The organism is Streptomyces yatensis (assembly GCF_018069625.1).
Lineage (GTDB): Bacteria > Actinomycetota > Actinomycetes > Streptomycetales > Streptomycetaceae > Streptomyces > Streptomyces yatensis.
Map to the genome: position 1 here is coordinate 6,210,416 of NZ_CP072941.1, position 23,156 is coordinate 6,233,571.

Consider the following 23,156-nt stretch of genomic DNA (forward strand, 5'->3'; position numbering starts at 1 on the left):
GTAGCGGTTACGCTGGTCCCGTGGCAGTCGTCGATGTATCCGAAGAGCTGAAGTCCCTCTCCTCGACCATGGGGTCGATCGAGGCCGTCCTGGACCTCGACAAGATGAGGGCCGACATCGCCGTGCTCGAGGAGCAGGCGGCGGCCCCGTCCCTGTGGGACGACCCGGAGAACGCGCAGAAGATCACCAGCAAGCTCTCCTATCTCCAGGGGCAGCTGCGCCGGACCGAGGAGCTGCGCGGCCGGATCGACGATCTCGAGGTGCTGTTCGAGCTGGCCGACGCCGAGGGCGACGCGGACGCCCGCGCCGAGGCGGAGGCCGAGCTGGAGGCCGTGCGCAAGGCGGTCGACGAGATGGAGGTGCGCACCCTCCTGTCCGGTGAGTACGACTCCCGTGAGGCGGTCGTGAACATCCGCGCCGAGGCCGGCGGGGTGGACGCCGCCGACTTCGCCGAGCAGCTGCAGCGGATGTATCTGCGCTGGGCCGAGCGCCACGGCTACAAGACCGAGATCTACGAGACGTCGTACGCGGAGGAGGCCGGCATCAAGTCGACCACCTTCGCCGTGCAGATCCCGTACGCCTACGGGACGCTCTCGGTCGAGCAGGGCACCCACCGCCTGGTGCGGATCTCGCCGTTCGACAACCAGGGCCGCCGCCAGACCTCCTTCGCGGGCGTCGAGGTGCTGCCGGTCGTCGAGCAGACCGACCACATCGAGATCGACGAGTCCGAGCTGCGGGTGGATGTCTACCGCTCCTCGGGCCCCGGCGGCCAGGGCGTCAACACCACCGACTCCGCGGTGCGGTTGACCCACATCCCCACCGGCATCGTCGTCTCCTGTCAGAACGAGCGCTCGCAGATCCAGAACAAGGCGACCGCGATGAACGTCCTCCAGGCCAAGCTGCTCGAGCGGCGCCGCCAGGAGGAGCAGGCCAAGATGGACGCGCTCAAGGGCGACGGCGGCAATTCCTGGGGCAACCAGATGCGTTCGTACGTCCTGCACCCGTACCAGATGGTCAAGGACCTGCGCACCGAGTTCGAGGTCGGCAATCCGCAGGCGGTGCTCGACGGTGAGCTCGACGGCTTCCTGGAGGCCGGGATCCGCTGGCGCAAGCAGCAGGAGCAGGGGAAGTAACCTTCCCGCTCCGCCCCCAACGGGCCCCGCACACCACGGTTTTGGTCACAGTCCTGTACCCATGCATGCCGCATCCACTTCCATAGCGGACATCTCGCATGCAATGGCCTTGACGATGATCTGAAAACTGGGAAGGCTGACGCGCGGCATGCGTATGACTGGGGCGCGTGTGAACGGGGGCCGGCGGACCGCCTCAGAGGGATGGGGACCGCGGAGAATGCGACACCCCGAGCCGTTGCCCCGTGCATAGCTGCTCCATTGACGAGTACAGCTACTGGGGGTAGCAGGCAGATGACGAAGAAGACGCGGCTGCGCGTTGCGCGTATAGCTGCCGGTGCGGTGATCGCCGCCGGCGCATCGCTCACCGCCGCCGGCGCCGCATCGGCCGTTGGTGTGGATGTCGGTATCGGCGGTGTGAACGTTTCCGCCAACGCGGACGAGAAGGGTCTGGACGTCGGTGTCGGCATCGGCACGGACGACCCGACCGACGGGCCCACCGACGACCCGACCGGGATTCCGACTGGGCCGACCGAGCCGACCCCGCCGACTCAGCCGCCGACGGGTGACCCGACCAAGCCGCCGACGAGCGAGCCCACCAAGCCGCCGACCGGTGAGCCCACCAAGCCGCCGACCGGCGAGCCGACTCAGCCGCCGACCGACGAGCCCACCGACGAGCCGACCGCCGGGCCGAGCTCGCCCGGCCAGGGTGGCGGCAGCGGTGGTGGCGACGAGAACACCTGCACGGTGGACCTCGACAGCACCAACTGCGACGACAACACCGGCACCGACAACGTCGGCTCCAAGCCGGTGGAGCAGGGCAAGGCCAAGGAGCAGCTGGCCGAGACCGGTTCCTCCGAGACCACGTTCCTGCTGGTCGGCGCCGCGACGATGATCGCCGGCGGTATCGGCTTCCGCTTTGTGCCGCGTCTGGTGAACCGCAACAACGTGGCCTGATCGCGCGCTCTACGCACAGCAAGGGGCCCGGAGCTCTCCAGAGCTCCGGGCCCCTTGCGCGTTCAGAGGGTGTGCCGTGCGTTCAGAGGGTGTGCCACACCCGAGGTACAGTCTGCGTAACGCTCGGTTACGCGGTCGCCATCTCATGCGCGAGCACGGCCACCGCGATGAGCGCCACCAGCAGCGCTATCAGCGCGGCCGGCGTCAGCCCACCGAAGATGCCGTCCTGCTGCAGGCGCTCCCTGCTGGCCCGGCAGACCGGGCAGCGGCCCTCGCTGACGGGGCTCGCGCAGTTGGCGCAGACGAGCCTGTCGTACGTCATGCGCTTTCTCCTCCCGCGCGGCGGTGCCGCAGTAGACACGGGACCAACGCCCAGCGAAATGGGTTTGTTCCCCTTCCACTGTGCCAGCTTCCGTCCGGTTCGGCGCGCCCCGCACGATTCCGTGCCGCATCCGTACCGGTTTCGTGGTCGTTTCAGCCGCCACGACAGGCGGTTTGTCAACCGTTTGACCCCAATAGTGCAGTGAAGAAACCCACCCACGCCGGACGGCGGACTGCGCGCCCGTACGCGCTTCGCGTATGGTCACGCTCACCGACGGGAGCCGCTTCGGCTGCAGCCCGTACCGCTACCCAGGTCACCGTGGTGCTCCAGTGATCCGATTCGACAACGTATCCAAGACATACCCCAAGCAGAACCGTCCCGCACTCCGGGATGTCTCGCTCGAGATCGAGAAGGGCGAGTTCGTCTTCCTCGTGGGCTCCTCGGGGTCGGGGAAGTCCACTTTCCTCCGGCTGCTCCTCCGCGAGGAGCGCGCCAGCCATGGCGCGGTCCATGTGCTGGGCAAGGATCTCGCGCGGCTGTCCAACTGGAAGGTGCCGCAGATGCGCCGCCAGTTGGGGACCGTCTTCCAGGATTTCCGGCTGCTCCCCAACAAGACGGTCGGGGAGAATGTCGCCTTCGCGCTCGAGGTGATCGGCAAGCCGCGCACCGCCATTCGGAAAACCGTCCCCGAGGTGCTCGATCTGGTGGGACTGGGCGGTAAAGACGACCGTATGCCCGGCGAGCTCTCCGGTGGTGAACAGCAGCGGGTGGCCATCGCCCGCGCGTTCGTCAACCGTCCGATGCTGCTGATCGCCGACGAGCCGACGGGAAACCTGGACCCGCAGACGTCCGTCGGCATCATGAAGCTGCTGGACCGGATCAACCGGACCGGCACCACCGTCGTCATGGCGACACACGACCAGCAGATCGTGGACCAGATGCGCAAGCGCGTGATCGAACTTGAGAAGGGCCGCCTCGTCCGCGACCAGTCCCGCGGCGTCTACGGCTACCAGCACTGAAAGGACGCCATGCGCGCCCAGTTCGTCCTGTCGGAGATCGGCGTCGGTCTCCGCCGCAATCTCACGATGACCTTCGCGGTCATCGTCTCCGTCGCCCTCTCGCTCGCCTTGTTCGGCGGGTCCCTGCTCATGCGCGAGCAGGTGAGCACGATGAAGGGCTACTGGTACGACAAGGTCAACGTCTCGATCTTCCTCTGCAATAAGAACGACAAGGAGACCGCGGCCAATTGCGCCAAGGGCGCGGTCACCGAGGCCCAGAAGGCAGAGATCAGCTCCGAGCTGAAGCGGATGAACATCGTCGAGTCCGTTCAGTTCGAGACCAGCGAGGAGGCCTACAAGCACTACAAGGAGCAGTTCGGCGACTCGCCGCTGGCCTCCTCGCTGACCCCGGACCAGATGCAGGAGTCCTTCCGCATCAAGCTGAAGGACCCCGAGCGTTTCGACGTCATCTCCACCGCCTTCGCCGCCCGCCCCGGGGTGCAGGAGGTCCAGGACCAGAAGAGACTGGTCGGCGACCTGTTCAATCTGCTCAACGGCATGAACTTCGCGGCGCTCGGCGTGATGACGCTGATGCTGATCGTCGCGTTGATGCTGATCGTCAACACGGTGCGGGTGTCGGCGTTCAGCCGCCGCCGGGAGACCGGGATCATGCGATTGGTCGGCGCGTCCAGCTTCTATATCCAGATGCCGTTCATCATGGAGGCCGCCATCGCGGGGCTGCTGGGCGCGGGCTTCGCCTGTGTACTGCTGGTGAGCGGGCAGTACTTCCTGGTCAACAACTGGCTGGTGGACAAGATCGATGTGATCAACTTCATCGGCTGGGACGCGGTGCTCGCCAAGCTGCCGCTGGTGCTCGCGATTGGCCTGCTCATGCCCGCGCTCGCGGCGTTCTTCGCGTTGCGCAAGTACCTCAAGGTGTGACATTCGCCTACGGCGCCGTACCGGACAACCCCCGGTACGGCGCCTGTTGGTGCCCTACACTCACCGGCATGTCGGGCCCGTGTTTGTTCGTCCATCCCCGCCGCATTCGCCGCGGGGCCGCCCTGACATTGGTCTTCGTGAGCGTGCTCGCCACCGGGGCGGCCGTCGGTTCCTGGGGCGCCGAGCCCGGACATGGCAAGGACCCCCAGCCCGCCGGGATGCCCGCTCGTGCCTATGTCGGCGCGGTCGAGAGCGACCAGGTCAAGGCGGCCGCGGCCGCGGCCCAGGAGGACGGGAAGTCCGGTTCGAAGGCCGCCCGCGAGGTGGTCAGCCGCAGCGGAGACCGGTGGGGCGCGGTCTACAGCGCCCGTGAGTACGAGGGCTTCCGCCAGAAGCTCGACGGTGCGTACGTCGGCGTCGGGATCTCCGCCCACCGGGACGCCCAGGGGCGGATCGCGGTCGAGCGCGTCGAGCCCGGCAGCCCCGCCCAGAAGGCCGGGATCCGGGCCGGCGACCGGCTGCGCACGGTCGACGGCGAGAACGTGACCGGGCGGCCGGTCACCGAGGTCGTGGCCCTGCTGCGCGGCCCCGCCGACGGCTCCCCGGGCACCCGGGTGGAGCTCGGGCTGGGGCGCGGCGGACACAAGTGGACGCAAGAGCTCCGCCGGGCCCGGCTGACCACGGACCCGGTGACCGTCGACCGGCTCAGCGGCTACGACGCCCATAGACCCGGCGCCGTCCGGATCAAGGTCGACTCGTTCACCAAGGGCACCGGCGAGCGGATCCGGCGGGCGGTGCGCGCCACCCCCCGGGGCGACGGCATCCTGCTCGATCTGCGAGGCAACTCCGGCGGGCTGGTCTCCGAGGCCGTCACCGCCGCCTCCTCGCTCCTCGACGGTGGCCTCGTCGCCACCTATGACGTCCGTGGTGACCAGCGAGTTCTCGACGCGCGGCCGGGCGGCGACACCGACAGCCCGCTGGTGGTGCTGGTCGACGGCGGCACCATGAGCGCCGCCGAGCTGCTCACCGGCGCGCTGCAGGACCGCGGCCGCGCCGTGGTCGTGGGTTCCCGCACCTTCGGCAAGGGCTCGGTGCAGATGCCGAGCGAACTGCCCGACGGCTCGGTCGCCGAGCTCACCGTGGGCCACTACCGGACCCCGGCCGGGCGGAACGTCGACGGCGAGGGCATCGACCCCGACCTGGCGGTCAAGGGCGACGACGGCCCGTCGGCCGAGGCGCGGGCGCGCACGGTATTGAGTGGCCTCGGGGGCGGGTCCTAGTGCGAGAATGGCCTGGCTATGGCTAAAGAGACGGGTCGCAAGCTGATCGCGCAGAACAAGAAGGCGCGGCACGACTATCACATCCTGGATACGTACGAGTGCGGTCTGGTGCTGACCGGGACCGAGGTGAAGTCGCTGCGCCAGGGGCGCGCCTCGCTCGTGGACGGCTTCGCCCAGCTCGACGGCGGCGAGGCATGGCTGCACAACGTGCACATCCCCGAGTACAGCCAGGGGACGTGGACCAACCACTCGGCGCGCCGCCGGCGGAAGCTGCTGCTGCACCGGGCGGAGATCGACAAGCTGATCGGCAAGACGCAGGAGACCGGGCACACCTTGGTGCCGCTGGCCCTGTACTTCAAGGACGGCCGGGCCAAGGTCGAGATCGCGCTGGCGAAGGGTAAGAAGGAGTACGACAAGCGCCAGACGCTGCGCGAGCGGCAGGACCGCCGGGAGTCCGAGCGGGCGATGTCCGCGGCGCGGCGGCGGCAGCGGGCCTGACCGCCCAGGGGGCCTGCTCTGCCCAGCGGGCCCGCTCTGCCCAGCGGGCCTGGTCAGGGCAGTGGGCCTGACCGGCCGGGCACGCGCCCCCCGGGGGACGGGAATGATGTGGCCCCGTCGCGCGTTGTTCACCTATGATGGCGCTGTGCCCCTCCGAGGGCGCGGCACCACCTTTGAGCAGTATCCAATTCAATAGCGAGCCACATGGGGATGATCGGTTTCGACAGCGGCTGTCGAAGCAGGAGAAGCGAGCCGAGGAAGCGGCAATGATCTCGTTAACCATATGTCGCAACCAATAATCGCCAACACCAAGCGCGATTCCTTCGCCCTCGCTGCCTAAGTAGCGACTTGCGAAGTGTCAGCCCGGGGCTGTTCCCGACCCGGATCCTGGCATCAGCTAGGGAACTAAACCACTAAGCCCGGTCACGGGGCGTAGTGGGAAATCAAACAGTGACTGAGCCCGTCGGAGACTTGTCCGCGTGATCTCCGGGGCCGAGAAAAGCACAGCGGACTGCGCTCGGAGAAGTCCTGATTCCACACCGGTGGACGCGGGTTCGATTCCCGCCATCTCCACTCATCCCATGTACGACGAGGGCCCCGCCATCCGGCGGGGCCCTCGTCGTGTTCCGGTGCTCATCGCCGCTCGGCCGGGTCCGGCGAGCGAGCGGCTTCCGAGAACAGGCTGATGACCCCGGCGGGGGCGTTGGCGCCGAAGACGAAGTCGATGGTGCGGTGGGCGGCGGCGGCCGCCTTCCGGCTCCGGGGGAACATTCCGCTCTCGTAGTCGGCGAGGGCCTGCTCGGTGTCGTCGGGGTGGGCGGCGATCGCCGTACCGAGTTCGGCGCCGTCGAGCATCGCGAGATTGGCTCCGTCTCCTCCGGGGACGGTCGCGTGCGCCGCGTCGCCGAGGAGGGTGACGCCGGGGACCCGGTCCCAGCGGTGGTCGTCCGGCAGCTCGTAGATGCTGCGCAGGACGGGTGCGGACGCGCCGTCGGTGATCAAGGCCAGCAGTTCCGGTGCCCAGCCGTCGAACTCGGCCGCCACCCGTGCCTTCGCCGCCGGGGCGTCGGTGAAGTCGATCGCGTCGAACCACTCCACAGGACGGTGCAGCACGACGTAGGTGTGGATGACGTCACCGGCTTCCCGGTGGGCGAGGAATCCCCTGCCCGGGACCAGGGCGTACAGGGCGCCGTTCCCGACGAGGCCCGCCACGCGCGGGTGGGCCGTGTCGACGTCGTGCAGGTAGGTGTCGACGTAGCTCATGCCCGAGTACACCGGCCGTGCGTCCGACAGCAGCGCCCGGACCCTGGACCAGACCCCGTCGGCGCCCACGAGGACGTCGGACACGGCCGACGAACCATCCGCGAACGACACCTGGTGCCGTCCGTCCCCGACGGGGGTCGCCGAGACGAGCTTCTTGTCCCATCGCACCGTGCCGGGCGGCAGTGCTTCGAGCAGGATCCGGCGGATGTCGCCGCGCAGGGTTTCCGGCCGTGCCAGGGAGCCGTCGTCCGGCCGGTCGACGACCACGCGTCCCCGCTCGTCGACGACGCGTCGTGCCCCGCCGCCCCGGTGGATGATCGAGCGGTACTCCTCGGTGAGCCCGGCCATCTCCAGGGCGAGCTGGCCGTCCTCTTCGTGGAGGTCGAGCTGTCCTCCCTGGGTGCGGACGCCCGCGGACTTCTCGGCCTCGTAGACGGTGGCGGGGATGTGGTGGAGATGCAGGATCCGGGCGAGCGTGAGTCCGCCGAGGCCGGCGCCGATGATCGAGACCGAGGGCGTCATGGGAAGTCCTTTCGCGATGGGCTGCCTCTCACCCTATGACGAACATTGTTCTGACGCCGATCATTGTTCGTCAACGAGTAGAGTGGCGCCGTGGCAGGACGACGGGCAGCACGTGACGCAATCTCCCGGGACCAGTGGGCGGCGCTGATCTCGGCCCAGAACGGCGCCTCGGAAACCGGGGCGCGCCGGGCCGCCGGCCGGGAGAAGACCCCCATCACGGTGGAGCGCATCATCGACGCCGCTCTCCAGGCCGTCGAGGAGGGTGGCTTCGAGGACCTGACGATGCGCATGGTCGCGACGAGGCTCGGGACCGGCCCCGCCTCGTTGTACGCGCATGTGCGTAACCGGGCGGAACTCGGCGACCTGCTCATCGGCAGGCTCTGCTCCCAGGTCGCGCTCCCCGCACCGGACCCCGCGTGCTGGCGGGACCAGTTCATGGACGTATGCGCACAGCTGCGCGATCAGTTTCTGCGCTACCCCGGTATCGCGCAGGCCGCCCTCGCCGTGGTGCCCGCCGATCTGGCGACCCTGCGGGTCGGCGAGGGGATGCTCGCGATCCTGCTCGCCAGTGGCGCGCCCGCCCGCCAGGCGGCCTGGACCAGTGACGCGGCCTTCCTCTACATCACGGGCTACTGCCTGGAGGCATCCGCGGCCCGGCGGCAGAGCGAGGACGTCGACGGCCGGGTGATCGACCGCGCCGAGATCGAGGAGCGGCTCCGCATGCTGCCGCCCGACCTGTTCCCCCATACCGTCGCCCATGCGCGGGAGCTCACCTCGGGCACCGGACACGACCGGTTCACCTTCACCCTCACCCTGCTGCTGCAGGGGCTGGTTCCGTCACGGCTGTGAACAGCCTCAGCACGCCAAACGCTTCACCGCCCGCCCTGACCGCCCGCCCATCCGCCGTCCGCGCCCAAGGGTGGGGTTCCTCCTCCAAATCGGCCCTCAGCTCAGGTGAGGCGGTGTTCCCAGCGCAACGCGGGGCTGTCGCCGATCCAGTACCTATGGGAGCGGGGGGTGATGCGGAGCCGCATCGCACTGATGTCGGGGCGTCCGGCGTCCTGCCAGGCGATGAGCGCCCGCTGGATGTCGTCCCACAGTGCCACCGGTCCGCCTTGCCGGACGGTCCAGCCGGAGCCGTTCCCAGCGAACGTGGCGAAGGATTCACGGTCGGCGTCGAAGACGTAGAGCTGTCGGCGGCCATCGCTCCCGGTGGCGCGTACGAGCTGGGCGCCGGGTGCGGCGAGCTGGGCGAGGAGGGCGGGCATCCACTCTTCCAGCAGCGCCGGCGGCACTTTCGCCGCACGCTCGCTGTCGGCGTAGGCGGTGCGCGCCGACAGGTCCCGCGGCGAGCGGTACCACGACCTGGGAGCGGGCCTGCATGAACGACGACTCCCCGATGATCCGCCCCTCGGCTGTGCCGTCCTCGTTCACGGTGACCTTGGCGAGGCCGGTGCCGTACGCCCAGGAGCGTGGTGCGGTGACGTCGGCCGTCGGCGGTCAGCCGATGTCCAGGACCGCCTTGCCGTGGAGGCGGCGGTCCAGGAGTGCGGTGACGGCCTCCTCGGCCCGGTCCCAGCCGCCGCGCCAGGTGATCTGGGGGTCGAGGTCGCCCGCCGCGACGCGCTCCGCGAGCCAGCCGAGGTCCGGGCCGATGGCGGCGCCGTCCAGCAGGTAGAAGGTGACGATCGAGCGGTCGTGGCGGCCTTCGTTGCCGTAGAGGGCGCCGAACGGGAAGGTCTCGGGCTGGCCCGTGACATGGCCGACGGAGACCAGGGTGCCGTGCGCGGCGAGCTTGTCGTACGCCGCCACCAGCTGCGGTCCGCCGACGTTGTCGACCACTCCGTGCAGCGGCTCGTCGATCTCGGCCGGGTCCCTGACCACCTGGTGGGCGCCCAGTGTCCGCAGGCCGTCGCCGTGGGCGGCCGGGTCGCCGGTGGAGGCGATGACATGGGCGCCGCCGAGCCGGGCGAGCTGGACGGCGTAGCGGCCGACGCCGCCGGTGGCGCCCGTGACCAGGATGCGCCGGCCGAGGGTGTCGCCGATCCGGCGCAGGGCGCGCAGGGCGCTGGCGCCCGCGACCGGGATGGTGCTGATCGCGCCGGGGTCGGCGCCGGTGGGCGGGACGCCGAGCATCGCGGTGTCCACCGCGCGCAGCTCCGCCCAGCCGCCGTCCGCGCCCAGGGTGACGACGGGGGTTCCGGCGGCCGGTCCGGAGCCGTCGGCGGCCGCGCGCTCGACCACCCCGGCGGCGTCCCAGCCCAGCACGGTGCCCTCGGGGGCCTCGGTGCGGTGGGCGACCTCGCCGTAGTTGAGGGAGGTGGCGGTCACCCGTACCAGCGCCTGGTGCGGGGCGGGTTCGGGGTCGGCGGCCTCGCCGAGGCGGAGGCCGGAGGGGGCGGAGTGGTCAACGAGCAGGGCACGCATGGTGGTTCGCCTTTCGGTGAAGGGTGACGATCACAGTTATGCCACTGAGTGGCAAAAGCGCGCAAGTGGCACCGTCGTTGACGGTTACACTTTTCGCCGTGACTGCCGCTCCTCACTCCTCACTGCGCGAACGCAAGAAGCGGCGCACCCGCCAGGCCCTGATAGACACCGCGCTGGAGCTGTTCACCCGGCGCGGCTTCGGCGGGGTGACGCTGGATGAGCTGTGCGAGGAGGTGGAGGTCTCCAAGCGCACCTTCTTCCGCACCTTCACCAGCAAGGAAGATGTCGCGATGGCCCCCGACCAGGACCTGTGGCGGGCCTTCCTGGAGGAGCTGGAGACCGCGGACCCGGGCACGCTGCCCGTGGTGGAGCTGGGGCGGGACGCGCTGCTGGCCGCGCTGGAGCGGATGGACGACGAGGGCTGGGCCCGGCGGATGCTGCTCAGCCGGCGGCTGGCCGAGCGGACCCCCTCGATGGGCGCCCACGGTCTGCAGTTCTGCGAGGCCACCACGCAGCAGGCGCTGGAGATCCTGCACCGCAGGTTCGGCCTCGGAGGGCCGGGCGATCTGCGGCCGCGGCTGGCCGTGGACATGCTGATCGCCGCGTTCCACGGGGCGCTGGCGAGTTGGGTGGCACAGGCCGAAGAGGCGACTGACGCGGTACGTGACGAGCCGCCCACCACGGAGGAGCTGGCCGCCCGCCTCCGCGAGGCCGTCGCCGCCCTCCCCGGCAGCCTCGCGCTGCCCACCACGCCCGGCGGGGACGGCGGTTGATGTTCGGGCCTGGCCGCCCGTGTACGGCCCCTGCGGCTTCGCGTCGCCTCGGGCGGCCTGCCGCCGTGCGCGGTTGATGAGTGACGCCCCACGTCGGCCTGCCCTTGGGGCCCGCGCCCTCTGCGCCGGCGACGGCTGACGGCAGCCGGACCAGGCCGCCCGTGGCCGGCCCAAGTGGCCCGCCCACGGCGGTGCCCCCGCCTTCCGCCCCGCGGGCCACGGTCACATGAAGGCGATCAGCAGGCCGAGGCCGAGGAACAGCGAGCCCATCAGGATCATGCCCAGCGCCGGGCCCACCAACTGGCGCCGCATGTCCACCCGCGCCTTGTGCGAGCTGCCCGGGAGGTACACCACGCCCACTCTCCGGCCGGTCGCCAGCCCCATCCCGACGCCCTGGATCGCGGTCTTGAACTCCACCACATAGCCCTGGTGGTCGTGGAACCGGATGACCGGCGTCTGGATCGTGCTGTCGTCCCTGCGGCTCACGACGTTGGCGACCACCAGCCCCTCCGTACGGAGCCCCTCGCGACGCAGCCGTCGCACCAGCCGGACGTCGCGGACGGCGCAGGCGTAGGTGAGCAGGCCGACCGCGATACACAGCAGATCGGCTCCGGGCACGGCCATCGCTGAACCGCCTCTCGTCGTGTTCGGAGTGTTCGGAGTGTTCAAAGCGTTCGGAGTGTTCGCATCCCTGTGTTCGCGTCCCCTGCCTACCACAGGAGACGCGTCGATCCGGAGCTTCGGTTGCCGCCCGCGCGCTCTGTCGCGAAATGACGGCGTGCGGGATCCTCCCGTGACATGAGCAGACCCATGAAGCGTCGTGTGAGCGGCTGGATCTGGCCCCTCGTCATCGGACTCGCCTGCACCCTCACCTGGAGCTCGCCCGCCGGTGCGGACACCTCCCGCGCCGGGATCGGCGACGCCCTCGACACCATCCTCGCCGACCCCCTGCTGAAGGGCGGCGCGGCCGGGGTGGTGGTCGCCGACGCCGACTCCGGCGCCGCCCTCTACCGGCACCGGGCCGACGACCGGCTGATGCCCGCCTCCAACACCAAGCTGTTCACCTCGGCCGCCGCCATGGGGCTGCTCGGCCCCGACCACCGCTTCGGCACCGATGTGCTGACCGACGGCAGCCGCCACGGCCGTACGCTCCGGGGCGATCTGTATCTGCGCGGCACCGGCGATCCCACGATGCTGGCCGGGGACTACGACCGCCTGGCCAAGAGCGTCGCCGACGCGGGCTTCACCAAGGTCACCGGGCGGCTGATCGCCGATGACACCCGCTTCGACGCGCAGCGGGTGGGCCGCTCCTGGGCGGCCGACGACGAGTCCTCGTACTACGCGGCGCAGATCTCCGCGCTGACGCTCGCCCCGGACACCGACTACGACGCGGGCAGCGTCATCGTGGAGGTGGCCCCGGGCGCGGCCGCCGGCGACCGGCCGAAGGTCACCGTCACGCCGCCGAACTCCTACGTACGGATCGACAACCGCGCGACCACCGGAAACGGCGGCCTCACCGTCGAGCGCGGGCACGGCTCCAACACCATCACCGTCAGCGGCGCGATTCCGGCCGGGGCGGCGACCGCCAAGGAGTGGGTCAGCGTCTGGGAGCCCACCGGCTACGCCGCCTCGGTCTTCGCCGACGCCCTCGACCGGCACGGCGTCCGCGTGGCCGGGCCCACCCGCGTGGGCCGGGCCGCTCCGGCGGACGCCCGGACGCTCGCCGAGCACCGCTCCATGCCGCTCAAGGAGCTGCTGATCCCCTTCATGAAGCTGTCCAACAACATCCACGCCGAGGCGCTCACCAAGGCCATCGGCTATGCGACGGCCGGTCGCGGCACCTGGGACGCGGGGCTCTCCGCCATCGCCGACTGGCTGAAGAAGCAGGGCGTGGACACCGGCGCGGTGCGCCAGGTCGACGGCTCGGGGCTGTCCCGGATGGACAACATCGCGGCCGGGCGCCTCACCGAACTGCTGCTGTCGGTGCGCGACGAGCCCTGGTACGCCGACTGGTACGCCTCGCTGCCGGTGGCCTGCGCCCCGGACCGGTTCGTCGGAGGCACGCTGCGGACGCGGATGTGCGCCACCCCGGCGGCCGGCAACGCACGCGGCAAGACCGGCTCCCTGACCGGCGCCTCCGCGCTCTCCGGCTATGTCACCGACGCGGACGGCAGGGAGCTGGTCTACAGCGTCGTCCTCAACAACTACCTCGCGGATTCGGTGAAGAGTCTGGAGGACGCGATCGTGGTGACGCTCGCGAAGTCCGGAGCGGGCCATGCGGAGGCGGTGCGGCCCCGTGCCGTACGGGGCGCCACGGCCGACGCCGGACCCACGGCCGACGCCGGACTCGAATGCGCCTGGGCCAAGCCCCGGCGCTGCTGAGCGCTCCGCGGGAGGTGTCGCGAGGTGCGGTCGTTCCTCCGCGGCTGTGTCGTGGCCGGCCACGCGGCGGAGCCGCATATCGACACAGCCGCGGCGGAGCCGCACATCGTCAGAGCGACAGCGTCAGCGCCGCCGTTCCCGCCGCCGCCTCGGCCGACGGGCCGCCGGCCACCTCCAGCCGCCAGGGCGCCGAGGTGCCGGTGGCCTCGGCGCGCAGCTCCGCCCCGTCCCGGACGACGGTGAAGGTGGCGGCCGTCGTGCCGTCCGGCCGCGGCACCCGCACCGTGACCGGGCGGCCCGCCGCCGGTTCGTACACCCGCAGGGTGATCCCGTCCGCCCAGTCGGCGTCGGGGCGGTCGTCGGCCGCCCCGAACGGGATCACCGCTCCGGGCCGGGCCAGCAGCGGGACGCTGAGGAAGCCGTGGGTCTCGCGCACCCAGCGCGGGCCGTGCACCGTCCGCCCGCTGGACACATGTGTCCAGACGCCGTCGGGCACGTAGTAGCTCACCTCGCCCTCGTCGTCGAAGACCGGGGCGACCAGCAGCTCCCCGCCGAGCATGTACTGCCGCTCCAGACCCGCGCATCCCGGGTCGTCGGGGAACTCCAGGACCATGGCGCGCATCACCGGGACGCCCTCGGTGTGCGCCTGCCGCGCCGCCTCGTACAGATACGGCATCAGCCGCAGCTTCAGCCGGGTGAAGTGGCGCAGCACCTCGACCGACTCCTCGTCGAAGTGCCACGGCACCCGGTAGGAGGACGAGCCGTGCAGTCTGCTGTGCGAGGACAGCAGCCCGAAGGCGATCCACCGCTTGAACAGGGCCGGGTCCGGGGTGCCCTCGAAGCCGCCGATGTCATGGCTCCAGAAGCCGAAGCCGGAAAGACCCAGCGAGAGCCCGCCGCGCAGCGATTCGGCCATCGCCTCGTAGGTGGACTCGCAGTCGCCGCCCCAGTGCACCGGGAACCGCTGGCCGCCCGCCGTGGCCGAGCGCGCGAAGACCACCGCCTCGCGCTCACCGCGCCGCTCGCGCAGCGCCTCGTGGACGGTGCGGTTGTAGAGGTGGGTGTAGTAGTTGTGCATCCGCTCGGGGTCGGAGCCGTCCGCGTACACCACATCCAACGGCACCCGCTCGCCGAAGTCGGTCTTGAAGCAGTCCACGCCCATGTCCAGCAGCGCGGTCAGCTTGGCCGCGTACCAGGCGCGGGCGTCGGGGCTGGTGAAGTCCACCAGCGCCATGCCCGGCTGCCACAGGTCCCACTGCCACACCGAGCCGTCCGGCCGCTTGAGCAGATGGCCGGCCGCCTTGCCCTCGGCGAAGAGCGGGGAGCGCTGGCCGATGTACGGATTGATCCAGACGCAGATGCGCAGGTCCCGTTCGCGCAGCCGGCGCAGCATGCCCTCCGGGTCGGGGAAGACCCGCGGATCCCAGGTGAAGTCGCACCACTGGTACTCGCGCATCCAGAAGCAGTCGAAGTGGAAGACGGACAGCGGCAGTCCGCGCTCGGCCATGCCGTCGACGAAGCCGGTGACCGTCTCCTCGTCGTAGGAGGTGGTGAAGGAGGTGGACAGCCACAGCCCGAAGGACCAGGCGGGCGGCAGCGCGGGGCGGCCGGTGAGTGCGGTGTAGCGGCGCAGGATCTCCTTGGGGGTGGGGCCGTGGATGACGTAGTACGTGAGCTCCTGGTCCCGGGCGCTGAACTGGATCCGGGAGACCGCCTCCGAGCCGACCTCGAAGGAGACCCGCCCGGGGTGGTCGACGAAGACGCCGTAGCCCGCGTCGGTGAGGAAGAACGGGACGTTCTTGTACGCCTGTTCGGTGGCGGTGCCGCCGTCGGCGTTCCAGATGTCGGTGGCCTGGCCGTTCCGCACCAGCGGGCCGAAGCGCTCGCCGAGGCCGTAGACGGAGGTGCCGACCCGCAGCGCGAGCCGTTCGCGCAGGTGGTGGTGGCCGTCGGGGGTCTCCATGATGCCCATGTCCTTGGCGCCGCTGCTGGTGAGCGTGCGCCCGGCCGCCTCGAAGTCCATCCGCCAGGGCCCGGTGCGGGCGAAGCGCACCGAGAGCGCGCCCGAGGTGAGCCGGGCCTCCTCGGCGTCGCGGCTCACCTCGGCGGCGCACTCCTGGCGGGCGATCTCGAAGGACGGGCCGCGCTCCACCCCGCCGGCGAAGTGGGTGATCCGGACGGCGATGACATCGGGCATGGGGGAGGTGCAGGTCAGGGTGAGGGCGGGGCCCTTGAGCAGATCGCCGCGGTGGCGGACGGGATGGGTGGGGGCGTGGACGGTGAGGGTGCCGGGGCAGGTCTCCACATCGAGCACCCCCTGCGGGTACGCGGCGCGGACGCCCTCGCGCAGCCGCCAGTAGCCGTCGCTGAACTTCATGCGGCCCTCCTCGTCATTTGACCGCGCCCATGGCGATGCCACGGGTCAGGGTCCGCTGGAAGATCAGGAAGAAGCAGAACGCGGGGAGCACCCCGAGCAGGGCCGCCGCGTTGGTCATGGTGGCGTCCATCAGCCGCTGGCCCTGGAGGACGCCGAGCGCCACCGAGACCGTCTGGTTGTCGTTGGAGATCAGCATCACCAGGGGCAGCAGGAACTCGTTCCAGGTCCAGATGAAGAAGAAGACCAGCAGCACCCCGAGGGTGGGGCGGCTGACCGGCACCACCACCCGCCACAGCACCTGCCACTTGTTGGCGCCGTCGATCCGGGCCGCCTCGATGACCTCCTTGGGGAAGGCGCCGAGCACGGAGGAGAGCAGATAGGTGCCGAAGGCCGACTGGATCACGGTGAAGACGATGATCACGCTCAGCCGGGTGTCGTACAGGCCCACCTGCTTGGACAGGTAGTAGACGGGATAGACCAGGGCCTCCTGCGGCAGCATGTTGGCCAGCACGAAGAAGGCCAGCACCCAGGGGCGGCCCCTGACCCGCCCGATGCCGATCGCATACGCGTTGAGCACCGACAGCAGCGCGGCGAGCACCGCCACCGAGCCCGATATCAGCGCTGAGTTGAAGAGCTTCCGGCCGAAGTCCACCCGCTGCCAGAAGTCCCGCAGCCCGTCCAGATGGATCCCCTCGGGCAGGCTCAGCGGGCCGTTCGCCGAGTACTCCGCGGGCGATTTCACCGCGTTGAGGGCCACCACGAGAAACGGCAGCACCATGAGAGCGGCCGCCACGGTCAGCGCGGCCAAGACGGGGTAGCGGGTGGGCGCGCGATGTCCCTTGACGGCGTTCACCGGTCCTCCGCCCGGGTTTGCAGGCGCAAGGCCACCAGGGCCAGCGCCAGGATGATCACGGTGAGGGCGGTGGAGACCGCGGAGCCGTAGCCGACCTGCGTCTTCTCGAAGAAGGACTGGAAGGAGAAGTACGAGGGGACATTGGTGGCCCCACCGGGCCCGCCCTTGGTGAGCACATACACCGCGCCGAAGACCTTCAGCGCCGCGATGGTGCACCACAGCAGCACGACGGAGATCTCCGGGCGGATCTGCGGCAGCGTCACATGCCAGAACCGCCGCCACCACGAGGCCCCGTCCAGCTCGGCCGCCTCGTGCAGGGACGGATCGGCGCGCTGCAGCCCCGCCATGAAGACCACCAGCGGAAAGCCGAGCTGGACCCACACCATCACGGCCATCACGCTGTACAGCGCGAAGTCCGGGTCGCCCAGCCAGTCATGGCGCAGCGAGCCGAGGCCGACGGCGTCCAGCGCCTCGTTCAGCGCGCCGCCCTCCGGGGCCAGGATCCAGCTCCAGACGATCCCGGCCACCGCGATCGGCAGGACCTGCGGCAGATAGAAGCAGGCGCGCAGCACGCTCGCGGTGCGGGTGCCGATGTGCTTGGCGATGTAGTCGAAGAGCGCGGCGGCCAGCACCAGGCCCAGCGCGGTGGGGAGCACCGCCATCGCCACCACCATGGCGAGGCTGTGCCGGAAGGACTCCCAGAAGGCGGAGTCGTCCAGCAGGGCGCGGTAGTTGTCGAGACCGGCCCACTTCGGGCTGCCCACCCCCTGCCAGTGGGTGAGGCTGATCCCGGTGTTCATCAGGAACGGGACGACGATGACGGCGAGGAAGGCGAGCGCGCCGGGGAGCAGGAAGAGGGCGTACGGATACTCGCGGCGGCGCCCTTGTACGGCGTGGCTGTCCGGTACGCCGGGGCTGTGGGTGCTCATCGGGAGCTCATCCCTTCGGCGCGCCCGCGTCGTACGCCTTCTTCAGCGCGTCCAGATACGCCTCGGGATCCGCGCTGCCGGTGATCAGCTTCTGGGTCTCGGAGACGAGGGTGTCGTAGAAGCCGGGGACCGGCCAGTCGGGGTAGAAGGCCAGGCCGTCGCCGTCGGCGTAGGCGGTGAAGTCCTGGATCAGGCGCTTGGACTGGGGATCGGTGATCGCCGACGGATCGGCGGCCACGGGCACGCCGCCGTGGTTGCCGAGGGTGTTCTGGATGCCCTTCTTCATCGTGATGTCGATGAAGTCGTAGGCGAGCTCCTTGTTCTTGGCGCCCTTGGGGACGACCCAGAGATTGCCGCCGGAGCCGAGCGTGAGCTTGGAGCCGGGGAAGGGGAAGGTGCCCCACTGGTCCTTCATCTCGGAGGTGAAGCGGCCGAACCACCAGCTGCCGGAGAAGAACATCGGGTACTTCCCCGCGATGAAGGCCGCGCCCGCGTCCTCGGCTTTCGCCCCGCTCGAACTCTTGGCGACATAGCCCTTCTTCACCCAGTCGGCGAAGGTGGTGGCGCCATAGGTCCAGGCGGCGTCGTGGAAGTCCGGCTTGCCCTGGTACTGCTCGTAGGCGTCCACCCAGGACCGGTCGGCCTTGGTGAGGGCGAGCTGGTAGACGTACTGGTGGGCGGGGTATTCGGCGCCCGCGCTGGCGAGCGGGGTGACGCCCTTGTCCTGGAACGCCTGGAGGGCGGCGGTGAATTCGGCGAAGGTGGTCGGGACCTTGATGTGGTGCTTCGCGAAGAGGGTCTTGTTGTAGAAGACCATCGTGTACTCGGCGTAGTTGGGAATCCCGTACCAATTGCCGGAGCCCATCACGCCCTGGGCGTCGTAGCGGCTGGTGGTGCGCACCCCGGGGCTGAGCGGCTTGTCCCAGCCGTGTTTGGTGACCTGGGGCGTGAGGTCGGTGAGGAGGCCCTGTTTGGAGAGCAGCCCGGTGGTGGCGTTGCCCTTGTTGTACTCCATCAGGTCGGGTGCGTCACCGGAGTTGAGGACCATCGAGGCGGTCTTCTGGATCTGTTCGAAGCCCTTCTCCTCGACCTTCACCGTGACGCCCGGATGGCTCTTCTTGAACTCCGCGATCGCCTGCTTCCAGGCGATGCCCATGGCGCTGTTGGGCGCCTCGTAGTGCCACAGCCTGAGCGACTTGCCGTCCCCGGCCTCGTCCCCGCCGCCCCCGCAACCCGCCATGACCAGGGCTCCCGCGAGTGCGGCCGCGATGAAGGCCACCGTTCGTTTCGTCCGTTTCCGTGCCGTCAACATCCGCTGCCTCCGGGAGGGTGGGAAGGAATGGCGCACGTGCAACGTTCGTCGAGGTTCGTCGAAGCGCTTCGATGGGGAGAGGTATACGAGGGGTGGGATGAATATGTCAATGCCATTGACAAAACGGGCAGGGAGCGGGCATGAGCGTTGCGGGAAGGTCTCAGCCCCGATGGACCTGGCGCACCGTGCGGAGGAAGGCGCCCAGGACGCTCGGCACCGTGCCGAAGCGATGCGCGAGGTGGAACTCCAGCCCGGCGGCGGCCGGTTCCAGCGGCAGCAGGGTCACCCCCACATGCCGGAACCGCCGCATCCCCGCCGGTCCGATGCCGATCCCCAGCCCGCAGGCGACCAGCCCGAGCAGGGTGTGCAGATTGTGAGCCTCATGCGCGATCCTCGGCTCGACCCCGGCGGCGCGGCAAACGGCGAGCGCCACATCGGCGGCGGCGGGCTCGGCCTGCCGCGAGGAGAGGATCAGCGGCTCGCCGTCCAGCGCCCGTACGGGCACGGACGCGGCGCCGGTCAGCGGATGGCCGGACGGCACCGCCGCCACCAGGGTCTCCCGGCCCAGTGGGACGCTGGCCAGCCGCCGCCGGGCGGCCGCGGGCGGCGGGCCGCAGATGACCCCGGCGTCCAGGCTGCCGTCCAGCAGCGCCTCGATCTGCCGGGTGCTGGGGAGTTCGCGCAGCTCCAGCCGGACCTGCGGGCGGCGGGTCCGGAAGGCGGTGAGCACCTCGGGCAGCACGGCGGCCAGCGCGGTGCCGAGGAAGCCGATGGCGAGCGAACCGGTCTCGCCCCGGCCGGCGTCGGCCGCGTCCCGTACGGCGAGGTCGAGATGGTCCAGCACCTGCCGGGCCCGGGCCAGGAACGCCTCACCCGCGGCGGTGGGCCGCACCCCGTGCCCGGTGCGGTCGAAGAGCTGTACGCCCAACTCGGTCTCCAGCGCCTTGATCTGCTGGGACAGCGGCGGCTGCCGGATGCCCAGCGCGGCGGCGGCCCGGCCGAAGTGGGCGTGCTCGGAGAGGGCGAGCGCATAACGCAGATGGCGCAGCTCCATGAGGGCCAAGCCTATATCTGATCGCGAATAATCCCTTCACCTCTCATATATCAAAGGAGAAAGTACCGGGGTGCCGGTGCTCGACTGGCCCGCATGAACGTGACACGAGAACAGCGAGAGCACCAGGAACGCCGGGAACACCAAGAGCACCAACAGCACCAAGACCACCAAGAACATTGCGAAACGACGATCGAGGACGTACGGCTGCACTGGGTACGGGCGGGGTCGGGAACCCCCGTCGTCCTGCTCCACGGCTGGCCGCAGACCTGGTACGCCTGGCGCAAGGTGATCCCCGAACTCGCCCGCGACCACGAGGTGTTCGCGGTGGACCTGCCGGGCCTCGGCGACTCGGGCTCCTCCCCGCGCGGCCACGGCGTCCGGATCGCCGCCGACCTCCTCGACGACTGGCGCGCCGGACTGGGCCTGGATCAGGTCCATGTCGTCGGCCACGATCTGGGCGGCCCCATCGGCTATGCGTGGGCCGCCGCCCACCCCGCCCATGTGCGCAGCTTCACCCTGCTCGCCGTGCCGCTGCACGGCTTCGGGCTGAGTGAGCTGATCGCCCGCGCCGGGCTCTGGCACTTCGGCTTCTTCTCGGTGCCCGGTCTCGCGGAGCAGCTGGCGGCGGGCCGGGAGCGGATCCTGCTGGAGCACTTCTACGCACACGCCATGGAGAGCGGGGCCATCCGCCCCGCCGATGTCGACACCTATCTGAGCAGCTACACCCGGCCGGGCCGGCTGGCCAACGGCTTCGCGTACTACCGCAACGCCCCCGCGGACACGGCCGCCCTCACCGAACTCGCCCGCACGAGGCTGCCGATGCCCACCCTGGCCGTCGGCTGCGGCCGGGCCGGGGGCGCGGCCCCTCTCCACAGCCTCGGCCAGGTCGCCCCGGCGACCCGCGGTGCCGTGCTCGACGACAGCGGCCACTACCTCCCGGAGGAGCGCCCGGGCCCCTTGCTGTCGCTGCTCAGGCCCTTCCTGGCGGAGGCGGACGGGTCCGTACCGCTATGACGCTTCCAGATCACCAGACAGTGATCTGGAAGATGTAGACACGCTCATGCCGGGGAACCACCTGGCAGAAGAACATGCCGCCGGGCACAAGAACGTTCTCGCCGCGAGGGGAGGATCCCTGGTAAGCCGTGCCGTCCAGGTACAGGGCGGCAGCCGCGCGGACCAGTTCGTCCGCCTTCTTCTCCACTTCGGCGATCAGAGCTGGTGGGGGCGCCGTCCACGACATGATCTTCGCTGGGCTCGTACTCCCAAGCCCAGCTCACGCCGTGTTCTCCCGAGCTTCGTTCACCACGGCCAGGAGCTCCTTGGTAGCGGCCCGCCAGGCTGGATCGTCCTTGTCGAGAGTGTGCACCGCGTGCTCCGCGTTACGCCGTCGCGCGGCCAGGTCTGGGCGGCGTTCGATCTCGACTTCCCCGGCCCAGATGGTCAGCCACTGACGGATGGGGCCGAGGTTGTTATGTTCGGCGGCCAATGCGAACGCCTCATCCTTCTGAAGGTCCATCTCGCCGAGCCGATGGGGCGCTACCCGGGCGAGTGCGAGGCGCAGCGCTTGTGGGGTGCGTTCTGGCCGGGGGATGAGGCCATCGGCGGGCGGCTCGACGGGATGTGCGCTCATGGTTTCCTCCGGGCTGATCGGTGTCCGTACGCACCGTACTGGCCTTGAGGAGGCCCGCGCGCGGCTCGGTGACGTGTATGAGGAATCAGGCCGACGGTAGCGGGGCCCGCAGACGACCCCGGCCCGACCAGGCGATGGTGAAGGCGAGGGCGGCTGCCGTCGCCGGGGTGAGATAGGCCGAGGTGGGGGCCAGGTGGTCCACCGTCCAGCCGCCCACCGCGGCGCCCGTGGAGATGCCGATGAGCAGGCCGGTGTACACGGTGGTCATCCCCTCGTTGAGGCGGGACGACGGGAGCAGACGGTGGACCAGGGTCATGCCGGTGATCATCGTGGGGGCCGTGGCCATGCCCGCCAGGAAGAGCAGCGGGGCGAGGGTGGCGAGGCTGTGGGCGGTCAGGAGGGGGAGGACGGCCAGGGCCATCGCGGCCACGCCCGCCACCATGCGGCCCCCGGCCGTACCGCGCGGTGGCAGCGCGCCGAAGACCAGCCCGGCGGCGCAGGACCCGGCGGCCTGGAGGGCGAGGACGGCGCTGCTCGCCGTGGAGCCCCCGTACGAGCCGACGGCGGCGACCGTCGCCACCTCCATCGAGCCGAAGACCGCACCGGTCGCGAGGAAGGTCAGCAGGACGACCCGCAGGGCGGGGGTGAGGAGCACGCGGCCCCGGGTGGAGTGCGGTTCCGGCGGTGGTTCGGTGCGGCGCTGGGCGGCGAACAGCAGGGTGCCGGTGAGCAGCAGCGCCGCCGCCGTGACCAGCCCCGCCTCGGGTAGCACCGCCGTGCACAGCACCATGGCCAGCGCGGGCCCGGCCATGAAGCAGACCTCGTCGACGACCTGCTCGAAGGAGGCGGCGGTGTGCCGGGCGGCCGGGTCGTCGCGGTGCAGCGCGGCCCAGCGGGCGCGGGTCATCGCGCCCAGGCTGGGCACGCCGGACGAGCCCGCCGCGCAGCAGAACAGCGCCCAGGCCGGGGCGGCGAGGTGGACGCACAGCACCATGGCGGTCGCCCCGGCCACGAAGACGAGGACGGCGGGAACCGCGACCCTGGCCTGCCCGTACCGGTCGACCAGCCGCCCCAGCAGCGGCCCCGCGACCGCCGTCACCGCGACTCCGGTCGCCGAGACGGCGCCCGCGAGCGCGTAGGAGTCCCGCACCGTGGCGATCATCAGCACCGTGGAGACGCCGAGCATCGAGCCCGGCAGCCGTCCGACGAGGGCCGCGAGCGTGAAGGCGAGCGCACCGGGGGCGGCGAAGAGCCGGCGGTACGGGGCGAGCGGCGACCGGCGGCGGCGCGGTGGGGCGGGAGCGGCGCCGGGCCGGGAAGCTGGCCGGGAAGCGGGCCGGGAGGCGGGGCGGGTGGGACGCGGCACGACGGGCCGGGAGGCGAGGAAGAGGATCACCCCACCACGGTCGCGGGGCCGCCCGGGGCCGGTCCAACACCTGATCCGGGCCCATTCACGCATAACCGTTGTCAATGCGGAGCGGGTGATGCCGGTCGGGTGAAGGGCCGA

General features: G+C 70.6%; 23 protein-coding genes and 1 other RNA gene. 11 read left to right on the forward strand and 13 right to left on the reverse strand.

The features are described 5' to 3' along the window. The first annotated feature begins 20 nt into the window (after positions 1-20). Positions 21-1,133, forward strand: coding sequence for a peptide chain release factor 2 (gene prfB / locus J8403_RS26055; protein ID WP_211125276.1), 1,113 nt, complete (start codon positions 21-23; stop codon positions 1,131-1,133). 291 nt (positions 1,134-1,424) lie between these two features. Next, entirely contained in the window at positions 1,425-2,087 is a 663-nt protein-coding gene (locus tag J8403_RS26060) for a hypothetical protein (RefSeq protein ID WP_211125277.1), read from the forward strand. Between the two features lie 127 nt (positions 2,088-2,214). On the opposite strand, the gene J8403_RS26065 is transcribed toward J8403_RS26060, so the two are convergent. After that, positions 2,215-2,409: a hypothetical protein gene (locus tag J8403_RS26065; protein WP_059144539.1), complete on the reverse strand. Its 195-nt coding sequence runs from the start codon at positions 2,407-2,409 to the stop codon at positions 2,215-2,217. A gap of 329 nt (positions 2,410-2,738) precedes the next feature. Here J8403_RS26065 and ftsE point away from each other — a divergent pair, with 329 nt between their 5' ends. The 5 genes from ftsE (at position 2,739) to ssrA (ending at position 6,703) form a co-directional block, all read left to right on the forward strand. Further along, complete coding sequence (ftsE, locus tag J8403_RS26070) at positions 2,739-3,428, forward strand: cell division ATP-binding protein FtsE (protein ID WP_078641768.1); 690 nt, start codon at positions 2,739-2,741, stop codon at positions 3,426-3,428. A 9-nt stretch (positions 3,429-3,437) separates the two neighbouring features. After that, on the forward strand, positions 3,438-4,349 hold the full coding sequence (ftsX, locus tag J8403_RS26075; RefSeq protein ID WP_211125278.1) for a permease-like cell division protein FtsX: 912 nt from the start codon (positions 3,438-3,440) through the stop codon (positions 4,347-4,349). A 68-nt stretch (positions 4,350-4,417) separates the two neighbouring features. Next, complete coding sequence (locus J8403_RS26080) at positions 4,418-5,629, forward strand: S41 family peptidase (RefSeq protein ID WP_211125279.1); 1,212 nt, start codon at positions 4,418-4,420, stop codon at positions 5,627-5,629. 18 nt (positions 5,630-5,647) lie between these two features. Beyond that, a complete protein-coding gene (gene smpB, locus J8403_RS26085) occupies positions 5,648-6,127 on the forward strand; it encodes an SsrA-binding protein SmpB (RefSeq protein ID WP_211125280.1) in 480 nt (159 codons plus the stop codon). 206 nt (positions 6,128-6,333) lie between these two features. Next, positions 6,334-6,703: a transfer-messenger RNA gene (gene ssrA / locus J8403_RS26090) on the forward strand. A gap of 57 nt (positions 6,704-6,760) precedes the next feature. On the opposite strand, the gene J8403_RS26095 is transcribed toward ssrA, so the two are convergent. Beyond that, the gene (locus J8403_RS26095; RefSeq protein WP_211125281.1) at positions 6,761-7,912 is read right to left on the reverse strand and encodes an FAD-dependent oxidoreductase; all 1,152 of its coding nucleotides are present in this window, start codon (positions 7,910-7,912) and stop codon (positions 6,761-6,763) included. Positions 7,913-8,002: 90 nt separating this feature from the next. On the opposite strand from J8403_RS26095, the gene J8403_RS26100 reads away from it, so the two are divergent. Then, a complete protein-coding gene (locus J8403_RS26100) occupies positions 8,003-8,761 on the forward strand; it encodes a TetR/AcrR family transcriptional regulator (protein WP_211125282.1) in 759 nt (252 codons plus the stop codon). A 101-nt stretch (positions 8,762-8,862) separates the two neighbouring features. Here J8403_RS26100 and J8403_RS43790 read toward each other — a convergent pair whose 3' ends face one another. Together J8403_RS43790 and J8403_RS26110 are read right to left on the reverse strand one after the other, a co-directional pair. Beyond that, a complete protein-coding gene (locus tag J8403_RS43790; protein WP_246585992.1) occupies positions 8,863-9,180 on the reverse strand; it encodes a methyltransferase domain-containing protein in 318 nt (105 codons plus the stop codon). Between the two features lie 232 nt (positions 9,181-9,412). Beyond that, a complete protein-coding gene (locus J8403_RS26110) occupies positions 9,413-10,339 on the reverse strand; it encodes a zinc-binding dehydrogenase (RefSeq protein ID WP_211125283.1) in 927 nt (308 codons plus the stop codon). Between the two features lie 98 nt (positions 10,340-10,437). Between J8403_RS26110 and J8403_RS26115 the strand changes: the two genes are divergently transcribed. After that, positions 10,438-11,112 carry a TetR/AcrR family transcriptional regulator gene (locus tag J8403_RS26115; RefSeq protein WP_246585993.1) on the forward strand — a complete coding sequence of 225 codons (675 nt, stop codon included), beginning with the start codon at positions 10,438-10,440 and terminating at the stop codon, positions 11,110-11,112. A gap of 222 nt (positions 11,113-11,334) precedes the next feature. Here J8403_RS26115 and J8403_RS26120 read toward each other — a convergent pair whose 3' ends face one another. Further along, entirely contained in the window at positions 11,335-11,736 is a 402-nt protein-coding gene (locus J8403_RS26120; RefSeq protein WP_211125285.1) for a DUF3592 domain-containing protein, read from the reverse strand. A 174-nt stretch (positions 11,737-11,910) separates the two neighbouring features. On the opposite strand from J8403_RS26120, the gene dacB reads away from it, so the two are divergent. Then, the gene (dacB, locus tag J8403_RS26125) at positions 11,911-13,494 is read left to right on the forward strand and encodes a D-alanyl-D-alanine carboxypeptidase/D-alanyl-D-alanine endopeptidase (RefSeq protein ID WP_211125286.1); all 1,584 of its coding nucleotides are present in this window, start codon (positions 11,911-11,913) and stop codon (positions 13,492-13,494) included. A 109-nt stretch (positions 13,495-13,603) separates the two neighbouring features. On the opposite strand, the gene yicI is transcribed toward dacB, so the two are convergent. The 5 genes from yicI to J8403_RS26150 form a co-directional block, all read right to left on the reverse strand. Next, positions 13,604-15,871 (reverse strand): alpha-xylosidase, encoded by a 2,268-nt coding sequence (yicI, locus tag J8403_RS26130; RefSeq protein ID WP_211125287.1) that lies wholly within the window; start codon positions 15,869-15,871, stop codon positions 13,604-13,606. A gap of 13 nt (positions 15,872-15,884) precedes the next feature. Next, complete coding sequence (locus J8403_RS26135; RefSeq protein ID WP_059144561.1) at positions 15,885-16,649, reverse strand: carbohydrate ABC transporter permease; 765 nt, start codon at positions 16,647-16,649, stop codon at positions 15,885-15,887. A gap of 71 nt (positions 16,650-16,720) precedes the next feature. Further along, on the reverse strand, positions 16,721-17,653 hold the full coding sequence (locus tag J8403_RS26140; RefSeq protein ID WP_211125288.1) for a carbohydrate ABC transporter permease: 933 nt from the start codon (positions 17,651-17,653) through the stop codon (positions 16,721-16,723). Positions 17,654-17,660: 7 nt separating this feature from the next. Further along, positions 17,661-18,965 (reverse strand): extracellular solute-binding protein, encoded by a 1,305-nt coding sequence (locus J8403_RS26145; RefSeq protein WP_211125289.1) that lies wholly within the window; start codon positions 18,963-18,965, stop codon positions 17,661-17,663. A 160-nt stretch (positions 18,966-19,125) separates the two neighbouring features. Beyond that, a complete protein-coding gene (locus J8403_RS26150; protein WP_211125290.1) occupies positions 19,126-20,019 on the reverse strand; it encodes a LysR family transcriptional regulator in 894 nt (297 codons plus the stop codon). Between the two features lie 93 nt (positions 20,020-20,112). Here J8403_RS26150 and J8403_RS26155 point away from each other — a divergent pair, with 93 nt between their 5' ends. After that, positions 20,113-21,033, forward strand: coding sequence for an alpha/beta fold hydrolase (locus J8403_RS26155; RefSeq protein WP_211125291.1), 921 nt, complete (start codon positions 20,113-20,115; stop codon positions 21,031-21,033). 10 nt (positions 21,034-21,043) lie between these two features. Here J8403_RS26155 and J8403_RS26160 read toward each other — a convergent pair whose 3' ends face one another. The 3 genes from J8403_RS26160 to J8403_RS26170 form a co-directional block, all read right to left on the reverse strand. Beyond that, entirely contained in the window at positions 21,044-21,220 is a 177-nt protein-coding gene (locus J8403_RS26160) for a hypothetical protein (protein WP_343245307.1), read from the reverse strand. A 72-nt stretch (positions 21,221-21,292) separates the two neighbouring features. Beyond that, positions 21,293-21,649: a hypothetical protein gene (locus J8403_RS26165; RefSeq protein WP_211125292.1), complete on the reverse strand. Its 357-nt coding sequence runs from the start codon at positions 21,647-21,649 to the stop codon at positions 21,293-21,295. Positions 21,650-21,734: 85 nt separating this feature from the next. Continuing rightward, a complete protein-coding gene (locus J8403_RS26170) occupies positions 21,735-23,045 on the reverse strand; it encodes an MFS transporter (RefSeq protein ID WP_211125293.1) in 1,311 nt (436 codons plus the stop codon). Positions 23,046-23,156: the final 111 nt, after the last annotated feature.